Source organism: Pseudomonas frederiksbergensis (assembly GCF_000802155.2).
In the GTDB taxonomy this organism is placed as follows: domain Bacteria; phylum Pseudomonadota; class Gammaproteobacteria; order Pseudomonadales; family Pseudomonadaceae; genus Aquipseudomonas; species Aquipseudomonas frederiksbergensis_A.
In genome coordinates this window covers 120,225-136,346 of the sequence record NZ_JQGJ02000003.1, presented here as the reverse complement: position 1 = coordinate 136,346, position 16,122 = coordinate 120,225, and the positions used below count along the sequence as shown (strand labels likewise).

The following is a 16,122-nucleotide window of genomic DNA, read 5'->3' as shown; positions in this document are numbered from 1 at the left end:
CCCCACGCGACGCGGGGGCTCGTTGAACAAACCCCTGCCACTCCAGTCCAACGCTGCACTATGAGCCGTCCAACTGCCGGGCGGCTTTTTCATGGCAAGAGGAAATGTCTGGATGAAGGTTTTTTGCGGTTTTGCACTGTCTTGCCTGTTGTCAGTGGCAGCCAGCCAGGCCTTCGCGCAGTTCAGCCTCGGTGACGCGGCCAACGTGTTGTCGGCCCTGCAGGGCGATCAGCAGGAGGGCGCCGTGGCCGCTGCGCCGGAAGCTGCCGGGCTGCTCAATTCCCTGGGCTCTGAGCTCGATATCACCCCGGAGCAAGCCATTGGCGGTGCCGGCGCGATGCTGGGGCTGGCAAGGAACCGCCTCAGCGAGCCGCAGTTCTCCGAACTGAGCAAAAGCGTGCCGGGGCTGGATCAGATCGCCGGCAACAGCGCCATCGGCGGGCTCAACGGATTGGGTGGCTTGCTGGGCGACGCGTCGGGCAAAAATGCCTTGCTCGATGGGCTGCTGGGCAACGTCAAGGACACCAACGACCTGAACAGCGCCTTCGGCGCGCTGGGCATGGACAGCGGCATGATTGGCCAATTCGCGCCGATTATCTTGCAGTACCTCGGTCAGCAGGGCGTGGCCAGTTCATTGCTGCAAAACCTGGGTGGCATCTGGGGAAGCGGTGCCGGGATCTGATCACTCGGGCTCTTTGCGCAACGTCGCGATGCGCTGGTCCTTCTCGGCCCAGAGCTGGTTGACCCAGTCCTGGACATGCTGGCGAAACACCGGATCGTTTTCATAGTCGCCCTGCCATAGCGTCGGGTCCAGTTCGCGGGTCTGGATGTCGATGATGACCCTGGGCACGGCGCCGCTGATCAAATCCCAGAAGCCGGGGATCCGTTCCTGCGGATAGACCACCGTGACGTCGAGCACCGCGTCCAATTGCTCGCCCATCGCCGCCAGCACGAACGCCACGCCACCGGCCTTGGGCTTGAGCAAGTGAGTGAAGGGCGACTGCTGCGCCTGGCTTTTGGCCTGCGTGTAACGGGTGCCTTCGAGATAATTCACCACGGTGACCGGCTGGCGCTTGAACAACTCGCAAGCGGCCTTGGTAATTTCCAGGTCTTTGCCGGCCAACTCCGGGTTCTTCGCCAGGAACGCTTTGGTGTAGCGCTTCATGAAGGGATAATCCAAGGCCCACCAGGCCAGCCCCAGGAAGGGCACCCAGATCAGTTCTTTCTTGAGGAAAAACTTGAAGAATGGCGTGCGTCGGTTGAGTGCCTGGACGAGGGCGGGGATGTCCACCCAGGATTGGTGATTGCTGATCACCAGGTAGGAGGTGTCGCCGCGCAGGCCTTCGCCACCGCGAATGTCCCAGCGAGTGGGGATGCACAGGGCAAAGATCAGTTTGTCGATCTCAGCCCACGTTTCGGCGATCCACATGACCGCCCGTGAGGCATAGTCGCGAAAGCGTCCGGGCAGGATCAGCTTGAGCAATGCGAACACCATGAGCGGCCCGAACAGCACCAGGGTGTTGAGCAACAGCAACAGGGTGACGAGACAGCCGGTGAGCAGGCGGCGCATAGATGACTCTTGAAAACGGGTGGGCGGGCCATGATAAGCAGCTTCGAGCGACAGGCCAAATCGGCGTGGACGAAAGTTTCGCTGAATTTACTCTTAGGCATTGCTATCGAAACTAACCGAACGAATTCACCGGCCACGGTCTAAAATCCCACTCCCACAATGGAAGCTTCCTACATGAAATCCGTTCTAGCCCTGCTTTCCCTGGTGGCCTTTCCGGTGTTGGCCGCCGAACCCACGCTGTACGGGCGCTATGAATACATCGCGCTGCCGGAAATGGGCGGCGAAGTGCTCAAGGCGAAAATGGATACGGGTGCGCTGACCGCTTCGCTGTCGGCCAAGGACATCGAAACGTTTACCCGTGACGGCGATGATTGGGTGCGGTTCCGCCTAGCGACCAAAGACGCGAGCAACAAGATCTACGAGCATAAGATCGCCCGCATCAGCAAGATCAAGACCCGTTCCGAAGAGGACGAGGACGACGATGAAAAGATCGCGCCCAGCAAGCGTCCGGTGGTGGAGCTGGAAATGTGCCTGGGTAACGTCAAGCGCACCGTGGAGGTCAACCTGACCGACCGCAGCAGTTTCAACTACCCGCTGCTGATCGGCGCCAAGGCCTTGCGCGAGTTCAAGGCAGCGGTGAACCCGGCGCGGCGGTTTACGGCAGATAAACCGAACTGTTGATTTGCGCGATTGACGCGCCCCGAGGCTTGGGGCACCGTTCCGGCAACTTTCCTGTCGGGCTCGGACGCCATGCCTCATATTCTGATTGTCGAAGACGAAGCCGCCATCGCCGATACGCTGGTATTCGCGCTGCAGGGCGAGGGCTTTGACACCACTTGGCTGAGCCTTGGCGCAGCTGCCCTTGAGCACCAGAAAAATACCCCTGCGGACTTGATCATCCTCGATGTAGGCCTGCCGGATATCAGCGGTTTTGAGACGTGTAAAAATATCAGACGTTTCAGCGACGTTCCGGTCATTTTTCTTACAGCTCGGGATGGCGAGATCGATCGGGTGGTAGGCCTGGAGATTGGCGCCGACGATTATGTGGTCAAGCCCTTCAGTCCGCGCGAAGTGGCCGCCAGGGTCCGCGCCATCCTCAAGCGAGTGGCACCGCGACCGATCGCCGAGACAGGCACGGCGTTGTTCCAGGTCGACCATGATCGCGTGCAGATCAGCTACCGCGGCAAACCGCTGAACCTCACTCGCCACGAATTCCGGTTGTTGAACTGTTTGCTTGAGCAGCCCGAACGGGTCTTCAGCCGCGAACAGTTGCTCGATGCCCTCGGCGTAGCCAGCGACGCCGGTTACGAGCGCACTGTCGACAGTCACATCAAGAGCCTGCGCGCTAAGTTGCGCCTGGTCCGGGCCGAGGCCGAACCGATCCAGACCCACCGCGGCCTCGGCTACAGCTACAGCCCGGGGCATAGTTGATGTCCCTGGGTATTCGCATCTTCCTTGCCTATGTGCTGTTTATTGGCTTGGCCGGGTATTTCGTGCTCAACACGGTCATGGAGGAAATCCGCCCCGGTGTGCGCCAGTCCACCGAGGAAACCCTGGTGGATACGGCCAACCTGATGGCCGAGATCCTGCGGGACGATTTCAAGGCCGGGACGCTTAGCCAGAACCGGTGGCCGCAGTTGCTCGAATCCTATGGCGAGCGCCAGCCGGCGGCGACGATCTGGGGCCTGCCGAAAAACCAGGTCAGCCATCGCATCTACGTCACCGATGGCAAAGGGATTGTGGTGCTGGACTCCAGTGGCGTGGCGGTGGGCCAGGATTATTCGCGCTGGAACGACGTCTACCTGACCCTGCGCGGCCACTACGGCGCCCGCTCGACCCGCAGCGATCCAGACGACCCGGCCTCTTCGGTGATGCACGTCGGGGCGCCGATCCGCGACAACGGACGAATCATCGGCGTGGTGACGGTGGCCAAGCCCAACAGCTCGTTGCAGCCTTACATCGACCGCACGGAGCGGCGTTTGCTCGCCTACGGAGCCGGTCTGATCGGGCTGGGCCTGTTATTGGGCGCGCTGCTTTCATGGTGGCTGAGCGCGGCATTGCGGCGCTTGACGGCTTATGCCCAGGCGGTCAGCCAGGGCCGTCGGGTGGAAGTGCCTCATTATCGCGGCGGCGAATTCGAGCAATTGGCGGGTGCGGTGGAGCACATGCGCACCCAGCTTGAGGGCAAGGCGTACGTCGAGCGTTATGTGCACACCCTGACCCATGAGCTCAAAAGTCCGCTGGCCGCGATCCGCGGCGCCGCCGAGCTGCTGCAGAGCGACATGCCCACCGCCCAGCGCCAGCGTTTCGTCAGTAACATCGACAGCGAAAGCGTGCGGATGCAGCAGTTGATCGAGCGTTTGCTCAACCTGGCGCAAGTCGAGCAGCGCCAAGGCCTGGAAGACGTAGTGACGGTGCCGGTGGTGGCGATGATGGAAGAGCTGCTGGAGGCACGCGGCGGCTGGATCGAACATCGTCAGTTGCGGATCGAGCGGCACATGGCGCCTGACCTGACGCTGACGGGAGAGGCGTTCTTGCTGCGCCAGGCTTTGGGCAACCTGTTGGAAAACGCCTTGGACTTCACGCCCGCCGGAGGATTGCTGCGCATCAGCGCCGAGCGCCTCGGCAACCTCGTCGAAATCCGCCTGTTCAACCAGGCCGAGCCGATTCCCGACTATGCCTTGCCGCGCCTGAGCGAGCGCTTTTACTCACTGCCGCGCCCAGGCACCGGACGCAAGAGCACCGGCCTTGGGCTGAACTTCGTCGAGGAAGTGGTGCAGTTGCATGGCGGGGCGTTCAGCATCGGCAATGTCGAAGGTGGCGTGGAAGTGGTGCTGCGGTTGCCTTGAGACCGAGGCGCGGCCTTCGCGAGCAAGCCCGTTCCCACAGGTCAGCACAAGTGTGGAAGCGGGATTGCTCGCGAACGGGCCGCCATCTCCACACAATCTCCACATTCCGCCCATAAACCTCCCACACAGCCACGCCAGACTCTTCCCCATTCGAACAGGGAGAGCCTCACATGAACCGCAGTCTCGCTATAAAACTGGGCATGATTGCCCTCTTGATCCTCTTGCTGATGATCCCGCTGTTGATGATCAGCGGCCTTATCGATGAACGCCAGGAACTGCGCGATGGGGTGCTGCAGGACATTGCCCGCAGCTCCAGCCACAGCCAGCAACTGATCGGGCCGATGATCGTCGTGCCGTTTCGCAAGGACGTGAAGGTTTGGAATACCAACGAAAAGACGGGCGTGCGTTTCCTGGAAACCGTCGAACGAAGTGGCGAGTTGTACTTCTTGCCGGAGCAATTCGAACTCGACGGCCAGGTCCGCACCGAAACCCGTGCCCGGGGGATCTACGAAGCGCGCTTGTTCCACGCCGACAATCGAATCGACGGGCGCTTCAAGGTGCCGGAGCGCTACGGCGTCGCGGCGAAGGACTTTGCCGACTATCGCTTTGACGAGCCGTACCTGAGCGTCGGCATCAGCGACATTCGCGGCATCGAGAATGCGTTGACCCTGACGCTGAACCAGCAGACCGTCGATTTTCTTCCCGGCTCACGGCTTGGCTGGCTGGGGCAGGGCGTACATGTGCCGCTGCCGATGATCACTGCCCAAGGCAGTCCGGAACTGACCTTCGGTTTCGACCTGCGCCTGCAAGGCACCGGTGAGCTGCAGATCCTGCCGGTGGGCAAGTCCACCAAGGTGCACTTGTCCGCCGACTGGCCGCACCCCAGCTTCATCGGCAACTACCTGCCGGTCGATCGCGAAATCAATGAACAGGGCTTCAGTGCCGATTGGCAGACCTCGTTTTTCTCCACCAACCTCTTGGAAACGCTGCAAGCGTGCGAGCCCAGGGATGGCTGCGAAGCGTTCCGCAGTCGTGCATTCGGCGTGAGTTTTGTCGATCCGGTGGACCAATACCTCAAGAGCGATCGGGCGATCAAATATGCGCTGCTGTTCATCGCGCTGACCTTCGCCGGGTTCTTCCTCTTCGAAGTGCTCAAGAGCCTGGCGGTGCACCCGGTCCAATACGCACTGGTGGGCGTGGCCCTGGCCTTCTTCTACTTGCTGCTGTTGTCGTTGTCGGAACACATCGGCTTCACCCTGGCGTACCTGGCGTCGGCCGGTGCCTGCGTGGTGTTGATCGGTTTTTATGTCTGCCACGTGCTGCGCAGCGTCAGCCACGGCCTGGGGTTTTCAGCCGGGTTGGCGGGGTTGTACGGCTTGCTCTATGGCCTGCTGAATGCTGAAGACTACGCGCTGTTGATGGGCTCGCTGTTGCTGTTCGGCCTGCTCGGCGTGTTCATGGTGCTGACCCGCAAGCTGGACTGGTACGGGGTGGGCGCGAAGCCTGCGGCGGCGATGAGCTTTGATCTGGGAGAGGTGAAATGAGTCGGTTGTTGGGGTTGCGGGAGGACCAGCGTGAAGGGGAGCGGTTGGTGGCGCTGATTGCTGGGTTGTTTGCTTCGAAACCGAGCTGGCCCATTCGTCGGACGCCGTCCGGAGCAAGTCCGCTCCTACAGGTATTGCCCAGTGATTGTAGAAGCGGGCTTGCTCGCGAAGAGGTCGGTGCAGCCAATACAGAACTAAACCCTGGGCACCGTCTCGACCATTGAAGGCCGCAAGCTCACCTCGGCAAACCACTTCGCCAATTGGGGGTTGGCCTTGCGCCATTCCAGGTCGGGATGGCGCAGGTCCAGGTAACCCAGGGCGCAGGCGACGCTGATGGAGGCGACGTCGAAATGGCTGGCCAGTTCGGCAATCGCCTCGGCTTCGAGCATGCCCACGGCGCGACGAATCTTGTCCCGTTGCGCATCGAGCCATTCGGCCCAGTGTTTTTCCGCAGGACGTAGCGCGGTCTCATAGCGGATCATCACCGCCGCGTCCATGATCCCGTCGGCGAGCGAGGCCAGGGTCAAGCGCCGCCAGCGAGCCGCGCCCTCACGTGGGATCAGCGGATTGCCGACGTGCTGGTGATCGAGGTAGTCGAGGATGACGCGGCTGTCATGGATCACCGTCCCGTTGGCCAGCCGCAGGGCCGGGATCTTGCTCAAGGGGTTGTCATCGATCAGCGCCCGGTCCGGCTTGACCGGCGTAAGTTGACTCAGTTGCAGCGCCACGCGGTCCTGCTGGCCGGTTTCGTGCAGCAGCACCAGGACCTTGCGGACGAAAGGCGAAGCAGGGTTATGGAACAGGGTCATGCTGGGTGTGGACATGCGGGGCATCCTCGATTGGGCGGGCAGGGCTTAGACTAGTCAGTTGCGGGACGGCTGGCGAGTGCTCGGTTGAGTGGTGAACCCTAGCGTGGCTGGGGCTATCCTCGCTTGACCAAGCCCCAGGTCCCCAGCACCGTCGGGATTCCCAATCCAACCCAACTCACCGCATCCCACGCGCCATCGCCCAACAACGCCGAAAACAGCCCCGCCGCGCTCAACGCGCCAATGACCACGGGAATACCAAACACCTTCCAGAAACTCGACTGCCGAGGCCTCACGGAGCGACCTCCGCGCCGACGGTTGCGCGCTTGGCGGCCTTACGCCGAACGACCCACAGATAAACACCACTGCCCAGGACGATGATGGTCAGGATGTCCAGGGTCGCCCAGAAAATCTGCATCGGCCGGCCACCGTAATCGCCGAAATGCAAGGGCAGGGACAGGCTCATCATGTCCATGTACCACGGCCGTTCGGCCACGGCGGTAACGTCCAGGGTGCTGGCGTCGATCAGCACCGGTGTCAGCAGATGAGAAGTCAGATGGGTGCTGCCTTTCATGAACACGCTGTAATGGTGTTCGCTGGAGAACAGCGTGCCAGGGAATGCGATGAAGCTTGGTTCCATGCCTGGCGCGACGTCCTTGGCGATGTCCAGCAAGCGGGTTGCCGGCGCCAGTTCGGTCAATGGCGGCGCGTTGCGATAGGGCTCGACCATGGCGCTGAGACTGTCGTTGCGCCATGCGGCGATGATCAGGTCGGCGCAAGCGGCGATCACACCGGTAACGCCGACGGTCAATGCCCACACCAGCGTGACCACGCCGATCAGGTTGTGCAGGTCGAGCCAGCGCAGCCGCGTGGATTTGTCCTGGCGCACCGTGGCGAACTTCAAGCGGCGCATGAATGGCAAGTACAACACCACGCCGGAGACGATGGCGATCACGAACAGGAAACCCATGAACGCCAGCAGCAATTTGCCCGGCAAACCGGCGAACATGTCGACGTGCAGGCGCAGCATGACCATCATGAAACCGCCGTTGGCCGAGGGCATTTCCAGGGCTTCGCCGGTGCGCGCATCGAGCATGAACGTGTGGGAGGAATTGGGTTCGGTGCCCGGCGTCGGCGCCATGATGGTGATGATGCCGTTGGGGTCATCCTCGTCCCAGCCAAAATACTGGACCACCTCGCCCGGACGATGGGCCTTGGCTTTTTCCACCAGCTGCGCAAGGTCCAGCGGCGGCGTGCCGGCCGGCATTTCCCGCAGCTCTGGCGCATCGCCCAGCAGGTGCTCGATTTCATGATGGAAAATCAACGGCAGCCCGGTGATCGCCAGCATCAGCAGGAACACCGTGCAGATCAGGCTGGTCCAGGTGTGGACGAAGGACCAGCGGCGGATGGTTTTGCTTTTCATGATCGATCCGAATGCGAGAGGGGCACTGGGGCTATATCGCTGTTCATTGGGGATAGCCATTGTGGCGAGGGAGCGTGCTCCCGCTGGATTGCGCAGCGATCCCAAGCTTTTGGGGCTGCTACGCCCGAAGCGTCGGCCCGGCCCAGCGGGAGCAAGCTCCCTCGCCATGGTTTTTCCTTACTTGAACAGCCTTGCCAACTGAGCACCCTCAATAGGTTTGCGCAAATGCTAACCGTTTACCATTTGTAATTCACGCTGGCGACGACGTTGCGTTGGTCGCCGTAGTAGCAATAGAAGCCATCGCAGGTGGACAGGTAGTCCTTGTTGAAGATGTTCTTCGCATCCACGGCCACCGTGACGCCCTTGAGCGTTTTGTTCAGGCGGCCCAGGTCGTAATGGGCCGAGGCGTCGTACACGGTGTAGGAACTGACGTGGCCCCAATCGGTATTGGTGGTGTTGCCATAGGTGTCGCCGACATAGCGCACGCCGGCCCCCACGCCGAACCCGTCCAGGGGGCCGTTGTGCCAGGTGTAGTCGGCCCATGCGGTGGCCTGGTTGCGCGGCACCTGGGCCATGCGCTTGCCTTCTTCGGCGGCGGTGCCTTTGGTGATTTCGCTGTCGGTGTAGGTGTAGGAGCCGACGAGTTTCAGGTTATCGGTGACATTGCCGGACGCTTCCAGCTCCAGGCCGCGGACTTGGACTTCACCGACTTGGCGGGTGACGTTGTTTTCGGTGACGGAGTTGTTTTTCTGGGTCAGGTCGAACACCGCAGCGGTGAGCAAGGTCTTGGTGCCGGGCGGTTGATACTTGATACCGGCTTCGTACTGTTCGCCTTCGGTGGGCTTGAACGCTTCGGTGCTGTTGACGGTTGAACCTGCCGCCGCCTGGAACGACTGGGCGAAGGAGATATACGGCGTCACCCCGTTATCGAACACGTAGCTCAATGCGGCGTTGCCGCTGAATTTTTTGTCGCGCTGGGTGTTGGTCGCGTCGTTCTGGTTGTGGAACACGGTGCCGGTGTGGATCCAGTCCTCACGGCCGCCGAGGGTCAGGCGCCAGTTGTCCAAGGCGATCTGGTCCTGGAAGTACAGGCCGGTCTGGTTGGTCTTCTGGTTGTAGTCGTACATCGTGAAGTACTGGACGTTGGAAAAATCCTGTCCGTAGGTCGGGTTGTTGATGTTGCTGGTCGGCACGCCCGTCGAACCCCAATCCCAGCGCGAGTTGCTGTTGGAGCGCTGGTGATCCAGGCCCAGCAGCAGCGTGTGGTTCAGAACGCCGGTCTGGAAGTCGGCCTGGAAATTGTTATCCACGGCGAACTGGCTGATGTCCTCGTCGATGACGCTGGCGCTGCGCTTGACGTTGCCGTTGGCGTCCACCGATTGATCCGGGCCATCCGGCCAGAATTGGCCGCCGGCGGAGATGCCTTGGGTTTCCAGGTCGCTCTTGGTATAGCGCAGGTTCTGGCGGAACTGCCAGGTGTCGTTCAGACGGTGCTCAAACGCGTAACCGAGTGCGTAGTAGGTGCGGTCGTAGAATTCCCAGTCCGGATCACCCAGGTTCTTGTGATGGGAAATCTTGCCCGCTGGCGAAGACAGCTTGGTGCCTTGCAGCGGCAGGAATTGCCCGGTGATGCCGGTGTCGTCGCGGGTGTATTGCGACAGGAAGGTCAGGCGGGTGTCGTCGTTGATATTCCAGGTCACGCTGGGGGCGATGTTGTAGCGCTTGTCGGGGATGTGATCGACCTGGGCGTTACTGTCGCGCACGGTGCCGCTGAGTCGGTACAGGAACTGGCCTTCGTCATCGACCTTGCCGGTGCTGTCGAAGTTGATCTGCTTGTGTTCGTTGCTGCCCGCCTGCAATTCAACTTCATTGCTGCTTTCAGCCTGTGGACGGCGGCTGACCATGTCGAGCATGCCGCCGGGTGGCGTCTGGCCGTAGACCGAGGAGGCCGGGCCGCGAAGCACGGCGATGCGTTCGAGGTTCCAGGGCTCGATTTTCGGCGTGACGTAGTTGCCCTTGGGCAGCGGCAGGCCATCAAGGAATTGAGTGGGAACGAAGCCGCGCACCAGCAGCCAGTCGTTGCGGGAATCTGAACCGTAACCGCTGCTCTGCACGCCGGCGGTGTAGCGCAGCGCGTCATTGAGGTTGAGCACCGAGCGGTCTTCCATCTGCTGGCGCGTGACCACCGAGACCGAGCGGGGCAGCTCGACGATCGGCGTATCGGTCTTGGTGCCGGCGGCGGTGCGGGTGACCGCGTAGCCATCGGTCGGCCCCCACGCGGTTTCGCTGATGCCCGCGCCGATCACGCTGGTTTCCGGCAGGACCATCACACCTTCCGGCACGGCCACCAGGCTGTAGGTGCCGGCGCTGCTTTGCTCCAGTTGCAGGCCGGTGCCGCGCAAGGCTTCACGCAACGCACCAGTGGCATCGAATTGGCCTTGGACCGGGGCCGAGGTCTTGCCCGACGCCAGGGACGGATTCAGGCTCAGGGCGAGACCTGCCTGGCTGGCGATCTGGTTCAGGGTGCCGGCCAATGGTGCGGCGGGCAGATTGTAGACGCGAACGGCGGATGCCTGTTCGGCGGCAAGCAACGGACCGCAGGCCAACGGAGTAGCCAGGGCAATGGCAACGGCCAACAGGCTGGGGCGCAACAGGGTCTCAAGCGGGCGGGACATACGGCGGCTCCTGAATGGAAATATTTCTCAATTGCCTGTGTGCCGGATGAAATCCGAAATGTGATAGGGCTTGATGAAAATAATTTAGATTCAGATTGCGGCCGGTGGCTTTGTGGGGGCGAATGGCCCCATCGCAAGCAAGCTCGCAATGAGGCCATCATTGACAACAATATGCTTCAGGGCTTGGCTTCAGCCCGAGGCCCCACCATCACCCACCAGCGCGTGTGATGTTCGACCTGCACCGGCAAGGTCGGCAGAAGGGCGGCCAGTGCCAGGTCGGTGTCGTGCAATGGAAAGCTGCCGGTAATCCGCAAGTCGGCCACTTGGGGCTCGACGCCCAGATAACCACGCCGGTAGCGTCCCAGCTCTTGGACCAGGTCTTCAAGGCGCGCGTTATCCACCACCAGCATGCCGCGGGTCCAGGCATCGGCGCCGGGGTTCAAGGCCAAGGTCGGCCCGAGTCCATCCCGGCGCATCAGCACTTGCTGGCCTTCCCGCAGGATCTGTTCTTCATCGCTGCGCTGCGGATGCGCCGCCACTGCGGATTTCAATACGCTCAAGCGTGTGCCCTGATCTTCTAGCTTGACCAGGAAACGCGTGCCCAAGGCGCGCATGCTGCCTTCGCGCGTCTCGACGATAAAAGGGCGCGGATCGTTGTGGCCGGTTTCCACCAGGATCTCGCCTTCCTGCAGGACGATACGCCGCTGCTTGTCGTCGAAACGCACGTCCAGCGCGCTGTGGGTGTTGAGGTTGATCAAAGTCCCGTCCGCCAGGCGCAACGTGCGCTGTTCGCCCGTGGCGGTGCGCTGGTCGGCCAGCCAATAATCCAGCGGCAGGTAACGATCGCCAGCGAACAGCGCCAGGCCGATGACCGCGACGATACTGGCCAGGCCGCTGCCGACCTTGCGCACCCGTCGACGAATGCTGGCCTTTGATTGCAGCAACGCGGCCCGGGCAGGCCCGCTGGCGATGCTGAAGCGCTGGTCGAGCATGCCCAGTTGTTGCCAGGCGCGGGCGTGTTCCTCATCGGCGGCGTGCCATTGGGCGAAGGCTTCGCGCTCGTGAGGACCGCCGCAGCCAGAGTCCAGGGACAGTTGCCAGGCGATGGCCGCGTCCAGGACGCGGGCCGAAACCGGTTTGCCAAGCGCCGCACTCATGTCGGTTCACCATAAAGCGCGATGTAGCATTGCCGCATGCCTTGGGCCAGGTATTGCCGTACCCGCGGGACTGAAACCCCCAGGCGCTCGGCGATTTCAGCGTGGCCGAGGCCGTCGAGGCGGTTATAGAGGAAGGCTGCCCGGGCCTTGCTGGACAACTTTCCAAGCAGGCGATCGATGTTCTTCAGGTCTTCGAGAATCAGTTGTTGCGCTTCCACCGACGGCTGTTCGTCTGCAGGGACCAGCATCAGCTCGGTGAGGTAGGCCTGCTCCAAGGCGGCCCGACGGAAGTAATCGAACAACAGCCCCTTGGCGATCGCCACCAGGAACGCCCGGGGCTCGCGGGGCGCCTTTAACTCCTCGCGACCCAGCAGCCGCACGAAAGTGTCCTGGCTAAGGTCCTCGGCCCGTTGCGCACAGGCCACGTTGCGCCGTAGCCATGCCAATAGCCAGCCGCGATGGTCACGGTACAACGCACCAACCAGGTCACTGTGGGGACTGGGGACTGACGACACGAAGCATCACCGATGTTTTAAGTAACGAGAATTGTTCGCGATTGTGGCAGAGGCGGGGGAAGGAAAGCAATTGGCGCTGGTCGGGGACCAGTAACTCAATACTTCCGAGGGAGCGGGCCCCGAGTGCTCGGGGCTTGGATTAAAGCGAAGGCGCCTGCTGCCGCCGTTTCCAATGCCCGAGGCGTTGTTGCAAATCCAGCGGACTGTGGATGTCCTTCTGGCGGGCGCGGCTGAACAGGATCAGCGCCAGTTCCGCCGTGGCCAGGGCGTCGGCGCTGGCGTTGTGGCGGTCGAAGACTTGCAACTTGAACCAGTCGATCCAGTCGTCCAGGCCCGCCTGGCGGATATGGGCCTGGGGGCAAAGCATCGGAGCGAGGTCGGCTACGTCGAGGAAGGGATGCTGCAAGCGATAGCCCAGGTATTCCTTCAATGCTCGTCCGAGCATGTGGCTGTCGAAAGGCGCATGGAACGCCAGCAGCGGGCTGTCGCCGACAAATTCCATGAACGCCAACAGGGCCTCGGCCGGGTCGCTGCCGGCGGCGATGGCGCTTGGCGCCAGGCCATGGATCAACACGCTCGGCCCGAGCTTTTGCTTGTCGCATTGCAAGGTCCGCTCGAACTGCTGGCTGAAGTCGATGGCGCCGTCTTCTATGACCACTGCACCGATGGACAACACTTGGTCTTTGTTCAGGTTCAGGCCGGTGGTTTCCAGGTCGACCACGACCCAACGCTGTTCCCGCAGGCTGCATTCAGTCAGTTGGGCCGCTACGGGCAGGGCTTCCAGGCGTTGTTGCAAAGCCTCGGGCAACGTCGGCTGGATCGGGCGCAGCCAGGAAAACAGGCTCACAGTTGATACCTCAACGTCAGGCTGCTTTGCAGGCGTTGGGCCTGGCGCAGGGACTCGCGCAGGATCCGCCGGTCGAGGTGGTTGAGGCTGTCCGGGTCGACTCGGTTGGAGTAAGGCAGGTTTTCCCGGGTCTGCAACTGATGTTGTTGCATCCGGGTCTGCTGGATGAAGTGATAGGCCTCTTCATAAGCCGCGCCATCCAGCGGTTCGATGACTTCCTTGACAACCAGTTGTCGCAGGCGTTCGAGGGTGTTGTTGGCTTCGATGCCATTGGCCAGGGCCAACAAACGCGCCCCGTCCACGAAAGGCGTCAGCCCTTGGACTTTCAGGTCGAGCGTGGCTTTTTCGCCGTTCTTGCGGCTGAGCACGAAATCCCTGAAACGCCCAACGGGCGGGCGATGGCGAAGGGCGTTCTCGGCCATCATGCGCTGGAACAAGCGATTGTCGGCCACTTGATCGAGAATCTGTTGGCGCAGTTGCTCGCAGCCTTGCTCGTCCCCCCAGACCACCCGAAGGTCGAAATAGATGCTTGAGCCCAGCAGGTTTTCCGGCGTCGCCTCGCGGATGAAGGCCGCAAAGCGCCGCGCCCATTCGGCACGGGACAGGCACAGTTCGGGGTTGCCGGCCATGATGTTGCCTTTGCACAACGTGAAGCCGCACAGGGCCAGGCTCTGGTTGATCTGTTGGGCGATGGGCAGCAGCAGGCCACGGATCTGTGCAGCGTGGGCGGCGTCCCGGGCTTCGAACAGGATGCCGTTGTCCTGGTCGGTGTGCAGGGTCTGCTCGCGGCGGCCTTCGCTGCCGAAACACAGCCAACTGAACGGCACGCCCGGGTCTCCCTTGTCGGCCAGGGTCAGTTCGATGACACGGCAGACGGTGTGGTCGTTGAGCAGGGTGATGATATGGGTGATCTGGGTCGACGACGCGCCGTGGGCCAGCATGCGCTCCACCAATTGGCCGATTTCCCCGCGCAGGGTGACCAGGTTTTCCACCCGTGGCGCATTGCGAATTGTCCGCGCCAGGTGCACCAGGTCCACGCGTTGCAGGGAAAACAGATCCCGCTCCGAGACAACACCACACAGGCGATGCTCCTTGACCAGGCAGACATGGGCGATGTGGCGCTCGGTCATGGCAATGGCGGCATCGAAGGCGCTGTGGTCCGGCGAAAGGAAAAACGGCGCCTGGGTCATGTGCATCGCAATTGGCTCGGAAAAATCCCCAGTACCATCGGCCACGACGTGCCGCAGGTCGCGCAGGGTGAAAATCCCTAACGGCGCTTTCTGCTCATTCACCACCACGATGCTGCCGACCTGTTGCTCGTGCATCAGCTTGACGGCTTCGCGCAACGGCGTTTCAGGGGAGCAACTGACCGGATGACGCATCGCCAGTTCGCCCAGGCGGGTGTTGAGCGAATACTGCGTACCCAACGTCTGGGCGGATTTCTGCTGCACTTGCTGGTTGACCTGGTCGAGCAGGCTGCTGACGCCGCGCAAGGCAAAGTCGCGAAACGGCCCGGACAAGGCAAACAGCTTGATGAACGCCACTTTGTTCAATTGCAGGCAGAACGTATCTTCACCGGCCCGGTGCTCCGTGCGGGTAGCTCGCTCCCCCAGCAGGGCGGCGAGAGGAAAGCATTCGCCGGTGGTGATTTCAAAGGTGGTCTCGGTGCCGCCCTTCGCCGAATGGGGGCGCTCGCCCACCACGCGGCCCTGCTTGACGATATAGAAGTGCTCTACCGGGCCGTCGGCCGGCTTGATGATCGTTTCACCCGGCCCATAGAAGCGCAGCAGGCATTGCTCCACCAGATAGGCCAGGTGGGCGTTTTCCATTTGGTTGAACGGGGGGAAGCGCTGGAGGAATTGCAACGTCCCCTGGATGTTCTGCAACACCGCGGTTTTCCCTGCCTGGATGAAGGCGTCCGCTTTTTTCATAACCATTGCGCAATCTTTTTCGAATTGTTGTGGTCGGATCTCTTCGCCATGGTCGGCCTCTGAACGTGGAGTGCCCATTGGACGTAAGTCTAGGTCGGCGCAACAAGGCCGGAACTACAGAAATATCCTACGCCTAGCCTCGGAAAATTCTTCTTGGAAGGCCCTTGGAAAAAAATCCGACGAAGTGCACATTGAAGCGCCGCAGAACGATGTCTGACCACTGTGCCAGGGGATCGATTCAAGAACTTTAGAGAGCATCATGTCCGACCACGATATTTTGAGTGACGCCGAGCGCGAGGCGCTGAGTGCCGTCATGCTTGAACCTGACCTGCCGCCGCAGCGCGTCCTGATCGTCGACGATGACAAGGACGCTCGTGAGCTGTTGTCGGAAATCCTGGCATTGGACGGGATTCACTGCATGACCGCCGCCAGTGGCGAAACGGCGCTCAAGATGCTGGAAACCAAGCCGTCGATCGGCCTACTGATTACCGACTTGCGCATGGGGCATGTCGATGGCCTGGAGCTGGTTCGCCTGGTGCGTGAGTCCGAGCGTGCCGCGCTGCCGATCATCATCGTATCGGGTGACGCCGACGTGAAGGACGCCATCGAAGCCATGCACCTGAGCGTAGTGGATTTCCTGCTCAAGCCGATCGATACCGATAAGCTGCTGGGGTTGGTCAAGCATGAGTTGGGGATGGACCTTTAGGCCGCTTTTTGCTCCTGCTCGACTGCGCAGCAGTCGCAAGTCCGCTGGTGAGGTTTCGAAATAGCGGAAAGAAGGGCTGCTGCGCACCCCAGCGGGAGC

At 61.7% G+C, this 16,122-nt stretch carries 15 protein-coding genes; 6 read left to right on the top strand and 9 right to left on the bottom strand.

What is annotated here, in order from left to right:
- Window positions 1–112: 112 nt before the first annotated feature.
- Window positions 113–682, top strand: coding sequence for a DUF2780 domain-containing protein (locus JZ00_RS06585; protein WP_039590656.1), 570 nt, complete (start codon window positions 113–115; stop codon window positions 680–682).
- Here JZ00_RS06585 and JZ00_RS06580 read toward each other — a convergent pair whose 3' ends face one another.
- Window positions 683–1,570: an acyltransferase gene (locus JZ00_RS06580; protein ID WP_039590657.1), complete on the bottom strand. Its 888-nt coding sequence runs from the start codon at window positions 1,568–1,570 to the stop codon at window positions 683–685.
- Between the two features lie 174 nt (window positions 1,571–1,744).
- Between JZ00_RS06580 and rloA2 the strand changes: the two genes are divergently transcribed.
- The 4 genes from rloA2 (at window position 1,745) to creD (ending at window position 5,963) form a co-directional block, all read left to right on the top strand.
- Entirely contained in the window at window positions 1,745–2,251 is a 507-nt protein-coding gene (gene rloA2 / locus JZ00_RS06575; RefSeq protein ID WP_039590658.1) for a retropepsin-like aspartic peptidase RloA2, read from the top strand.
- 69 nt (window positions 2,252–2,320) lie between these two features.
- Window positions 2,321–3,001, top strand: a complete 681-nt coding sequence (gene creB, locus JZ00_RS06570; protein ID WP_039590659.1) for a two-component system response regulator CreB — start codon at window positions 2,321–2,323, stop codon at window positions 2,999–3,001.
- A complete protein-coding gene (gene creC / locus JZ00_RS06565) occupies window positions 3,001–4,419 on the top strand; it encodes a two-component system sensor histidine kinase CreC (protein WP_039590660.1) in 1,419 nt (472 codons plus the stop codon). The genes creB and creC overlap by 1 nt, the downstream gene beginning before the upstream one ends.
- Before the next feature lie 170 nt (window positions 4,420–4,589).
- Window positions 4,590–5,963, top strand: coding sequence for a cell envelope integrity protein CreD (creD, locus tag JZ00_RS06560; protein WP_039590661.1), 1,374 nt, complete (start codon window positions 4,590–4,592; stop codon window positions 5,961–5,963).
- A gap of 194 nt (window positions 5,964–6,157) precedes the next feature.
- Here the strand turns inward: creD and JZ00_RS06555 are convergent, their stop codons facing one another.
- From JZ00_RS06555 to JZ00_RS06520, 8 genes are all read right to left on the bottom strand, one after another.
- Window positions 6,158–6,787 (bottom strand): glutathione S-transferase, encoded by a 630-nt coding sequence (locus JZ00_RS06555; protein ID WP_039590662.1) that lies wholly within the window; start codon window positions 6,785–6,787, stop codon window positions 6,158–6,160.
- Window positions 6,788–6,885: 98 nt separating this feature from the next.
- The gene (locus JZ00_RS06550; RefSeq protein WP_039590664.1) at window positions 6,886–7,065 is read right to left on the bottom strand and encodes a hypothetical protein; all 180 of its coding nucleotides are present in this window, start codon (window positions 7,063–7,065) and stop codon (window positions 6,886–6,888) included.
- Window positions 7,062–8,192, bottom strand: coding sequence for a PepSY-associated TM helix domain-containing protein (locus JZ00_RS06545; RefSeq protein ID WP_039590666.1), 1,131 nt, complete (start codon window positions 8,190–8,192; stop codon window positions 7,062–7,064). Before JZ00_RS06545 ends, JZ00_RS06550 begins: the two co-directional genes overlap by 4 nt.
- Window positions 8,193–8,428: 236 nt before the next feature.
- On the bottom strand, window positions 8,429–10,867 hold the full coding sequence (locus JZ00_RS06540) for a TonB-dependent siderophore receptor (RefSeq protein ID WP_039590668.1): 2,439 nt from the start codon (window positions 10,865–10,867) through the stop codon (window positions 8,429–8,431).
- Window positions 10,868–11,043: 176 nt separating this feature from the next.
- Window positions 11,044–12,024 carry a FecR domain-containing protein gene (locus JZ00_RS06535; protein ID WP_039590670.1) on the bottom strand — a complete coding sequence of 327 codons (981 nt, stop codon included), beginning with the start codon at window positions 12,022–12,024 and terminating at the stop codon, window positions 11,044–11,046.
- Complete coding sequence (locus JZ00_RS06530; RefSeq protein ID WP_039590672.1) at window positions 12,021–12,539, bottom strand: RNA polymerase sigma factor; 519 nt, start codon at window positions 12,537–12,539, stop codon at window positions 12,021–12,023. Before JZ00_RS06530 ends, JZ00_RS06535 begins: the two co-directional genes overlap by 4 nt.
- A gap of 139 nt (window positions 12,540–12,678) precedes the next feature.
- A complete protein-coding gene (locus tag JZ00_RS06525; protein ID WP_039590674.1) occupies window positions 12,679–13,386 on the bottom strand; it encodes a 3'-5' exonuclease in 708 nt (235 codons plus the stop codon).
- Window positions 13,383–15,323 (bottom strand): putative nucleotidyltransferase substrate binding domain-containing protein, encoded by a 1,941-nt coding sequence (locus JZ00_RS06520; protein ID WP_039590676.1) that lies wholly within the window; start codon window positions 15,321–15,323, stop codon window positions 13,383–13,385. Before JZ00_RS06520 ends, JZ00_RS06525 begins: the two co-directional genes overlap by 4 nt.
- A gap of 253 nt (window positions 15,324–15,576) precedes the next feature.
- Between JZ00_RS06520 and JZ00_RS06515 the strand changes: the two genes are divergently transcribed.
- Window positions 15,577–16,023 (top strand): response regulator, encoded by a 447-nt coding sequence (locus tag JZ00_RS06515; protein ID WP_039590678.1) that lies wholly within the window; start codon window positions 15,577–15,579, stop codon window positions 16,021–16,023.
- Window positions 16,024–16,122: the final 99 nt, after the last annotated feature.

Excerpts from the sequence above, each read along its gene's own strand:
- JZ00_RS06585 (WP_039590656.1), top strand. The coding sequence starts at position 113 with ATGAAGGTTTTTTGCGGTTTTGCACTGTCTTGCCTGTTGTCAGTGGCA.
- JZ00_RS06580 (WP_039590657.1), bottom strand. The coding sequence starts at position 1,570 with ATGCGCCGCCTGCTCACCGGCTGTCTCGTCACCCTGTTGCTGTTGCTC.
- rloA2 (WP_039590658.1), top strand. The coding sequence starts at position 1,745 with ATGAAATCCGTTCTAGCCCTGCTTTCCCTGGTGGCCTTTCCGGTGTTG.
- creB (WP_039590659.1), top strand. The coding sequence starts at position 2,321 with ATGCCTCATATTCTGATTGTCGAAGACGAAGCCGCCATCGCCGATACG.
- creC (WP_039590660.1), top strand. The coding sequence starts at position 3,001 with ATGTCCCTGGGTATTCGCATCTTCCTTGCCTATGTGCTGTTTATTGGC.
- creD (WP_039590661.1), top strand. The coding sequence starts at position 4,590 with ATGAACCGCAGTCTCGCTATAAAACTGGGCATGATTGCCCTCTTGATC.
- JZ00_RS06555 (WP_039590662.1), bottom strand. The coding sequence starts at position 6,787 with ATGTCCACACCCAGCATGACCCTGTTCCATAACCCTGCTTCGCCTTTC.
- JZ00_RS06545 (WP_039590666.1), bottom strand. The coding sequence starts at position 8,192 with ATGAAAAGCAAAACCATCCGCCGCTGGTCCTTCGTCCACACCTGGACC.
- JZ00_RS06540 (WP_039590668.1), bottom strand. The coding sequence starts at position 10,867 with ATGTCCCGCCCGCTTGAGACCCTGTTGCGCCCCAGCCTGTTGGCCGTT.
- JZ00_RS06535 (WP_039590670.1), bottom strand. The coding sequence starts at position 12,024 with ATGAGTGCGGCGCTTGGCAAACCGGTTTCGGCCCGCGTCCTGGACGCG.
- JZ00_RS06520 (WP_039590676.1), bottom strand. The coding sequence starts at position 15,323 with ATGGTTATGAAAAAAGCGGACGCCTTCATCCAGGCAGGGAAAACCGCG.
- JZ00_RS06515 (WP_039590678.1), top strand. The coding sequence starts at position 15,577 with ATGTCCGACCACGATATTTTGAGTGACGCCGAGCGCGAGGCGCTGAGT.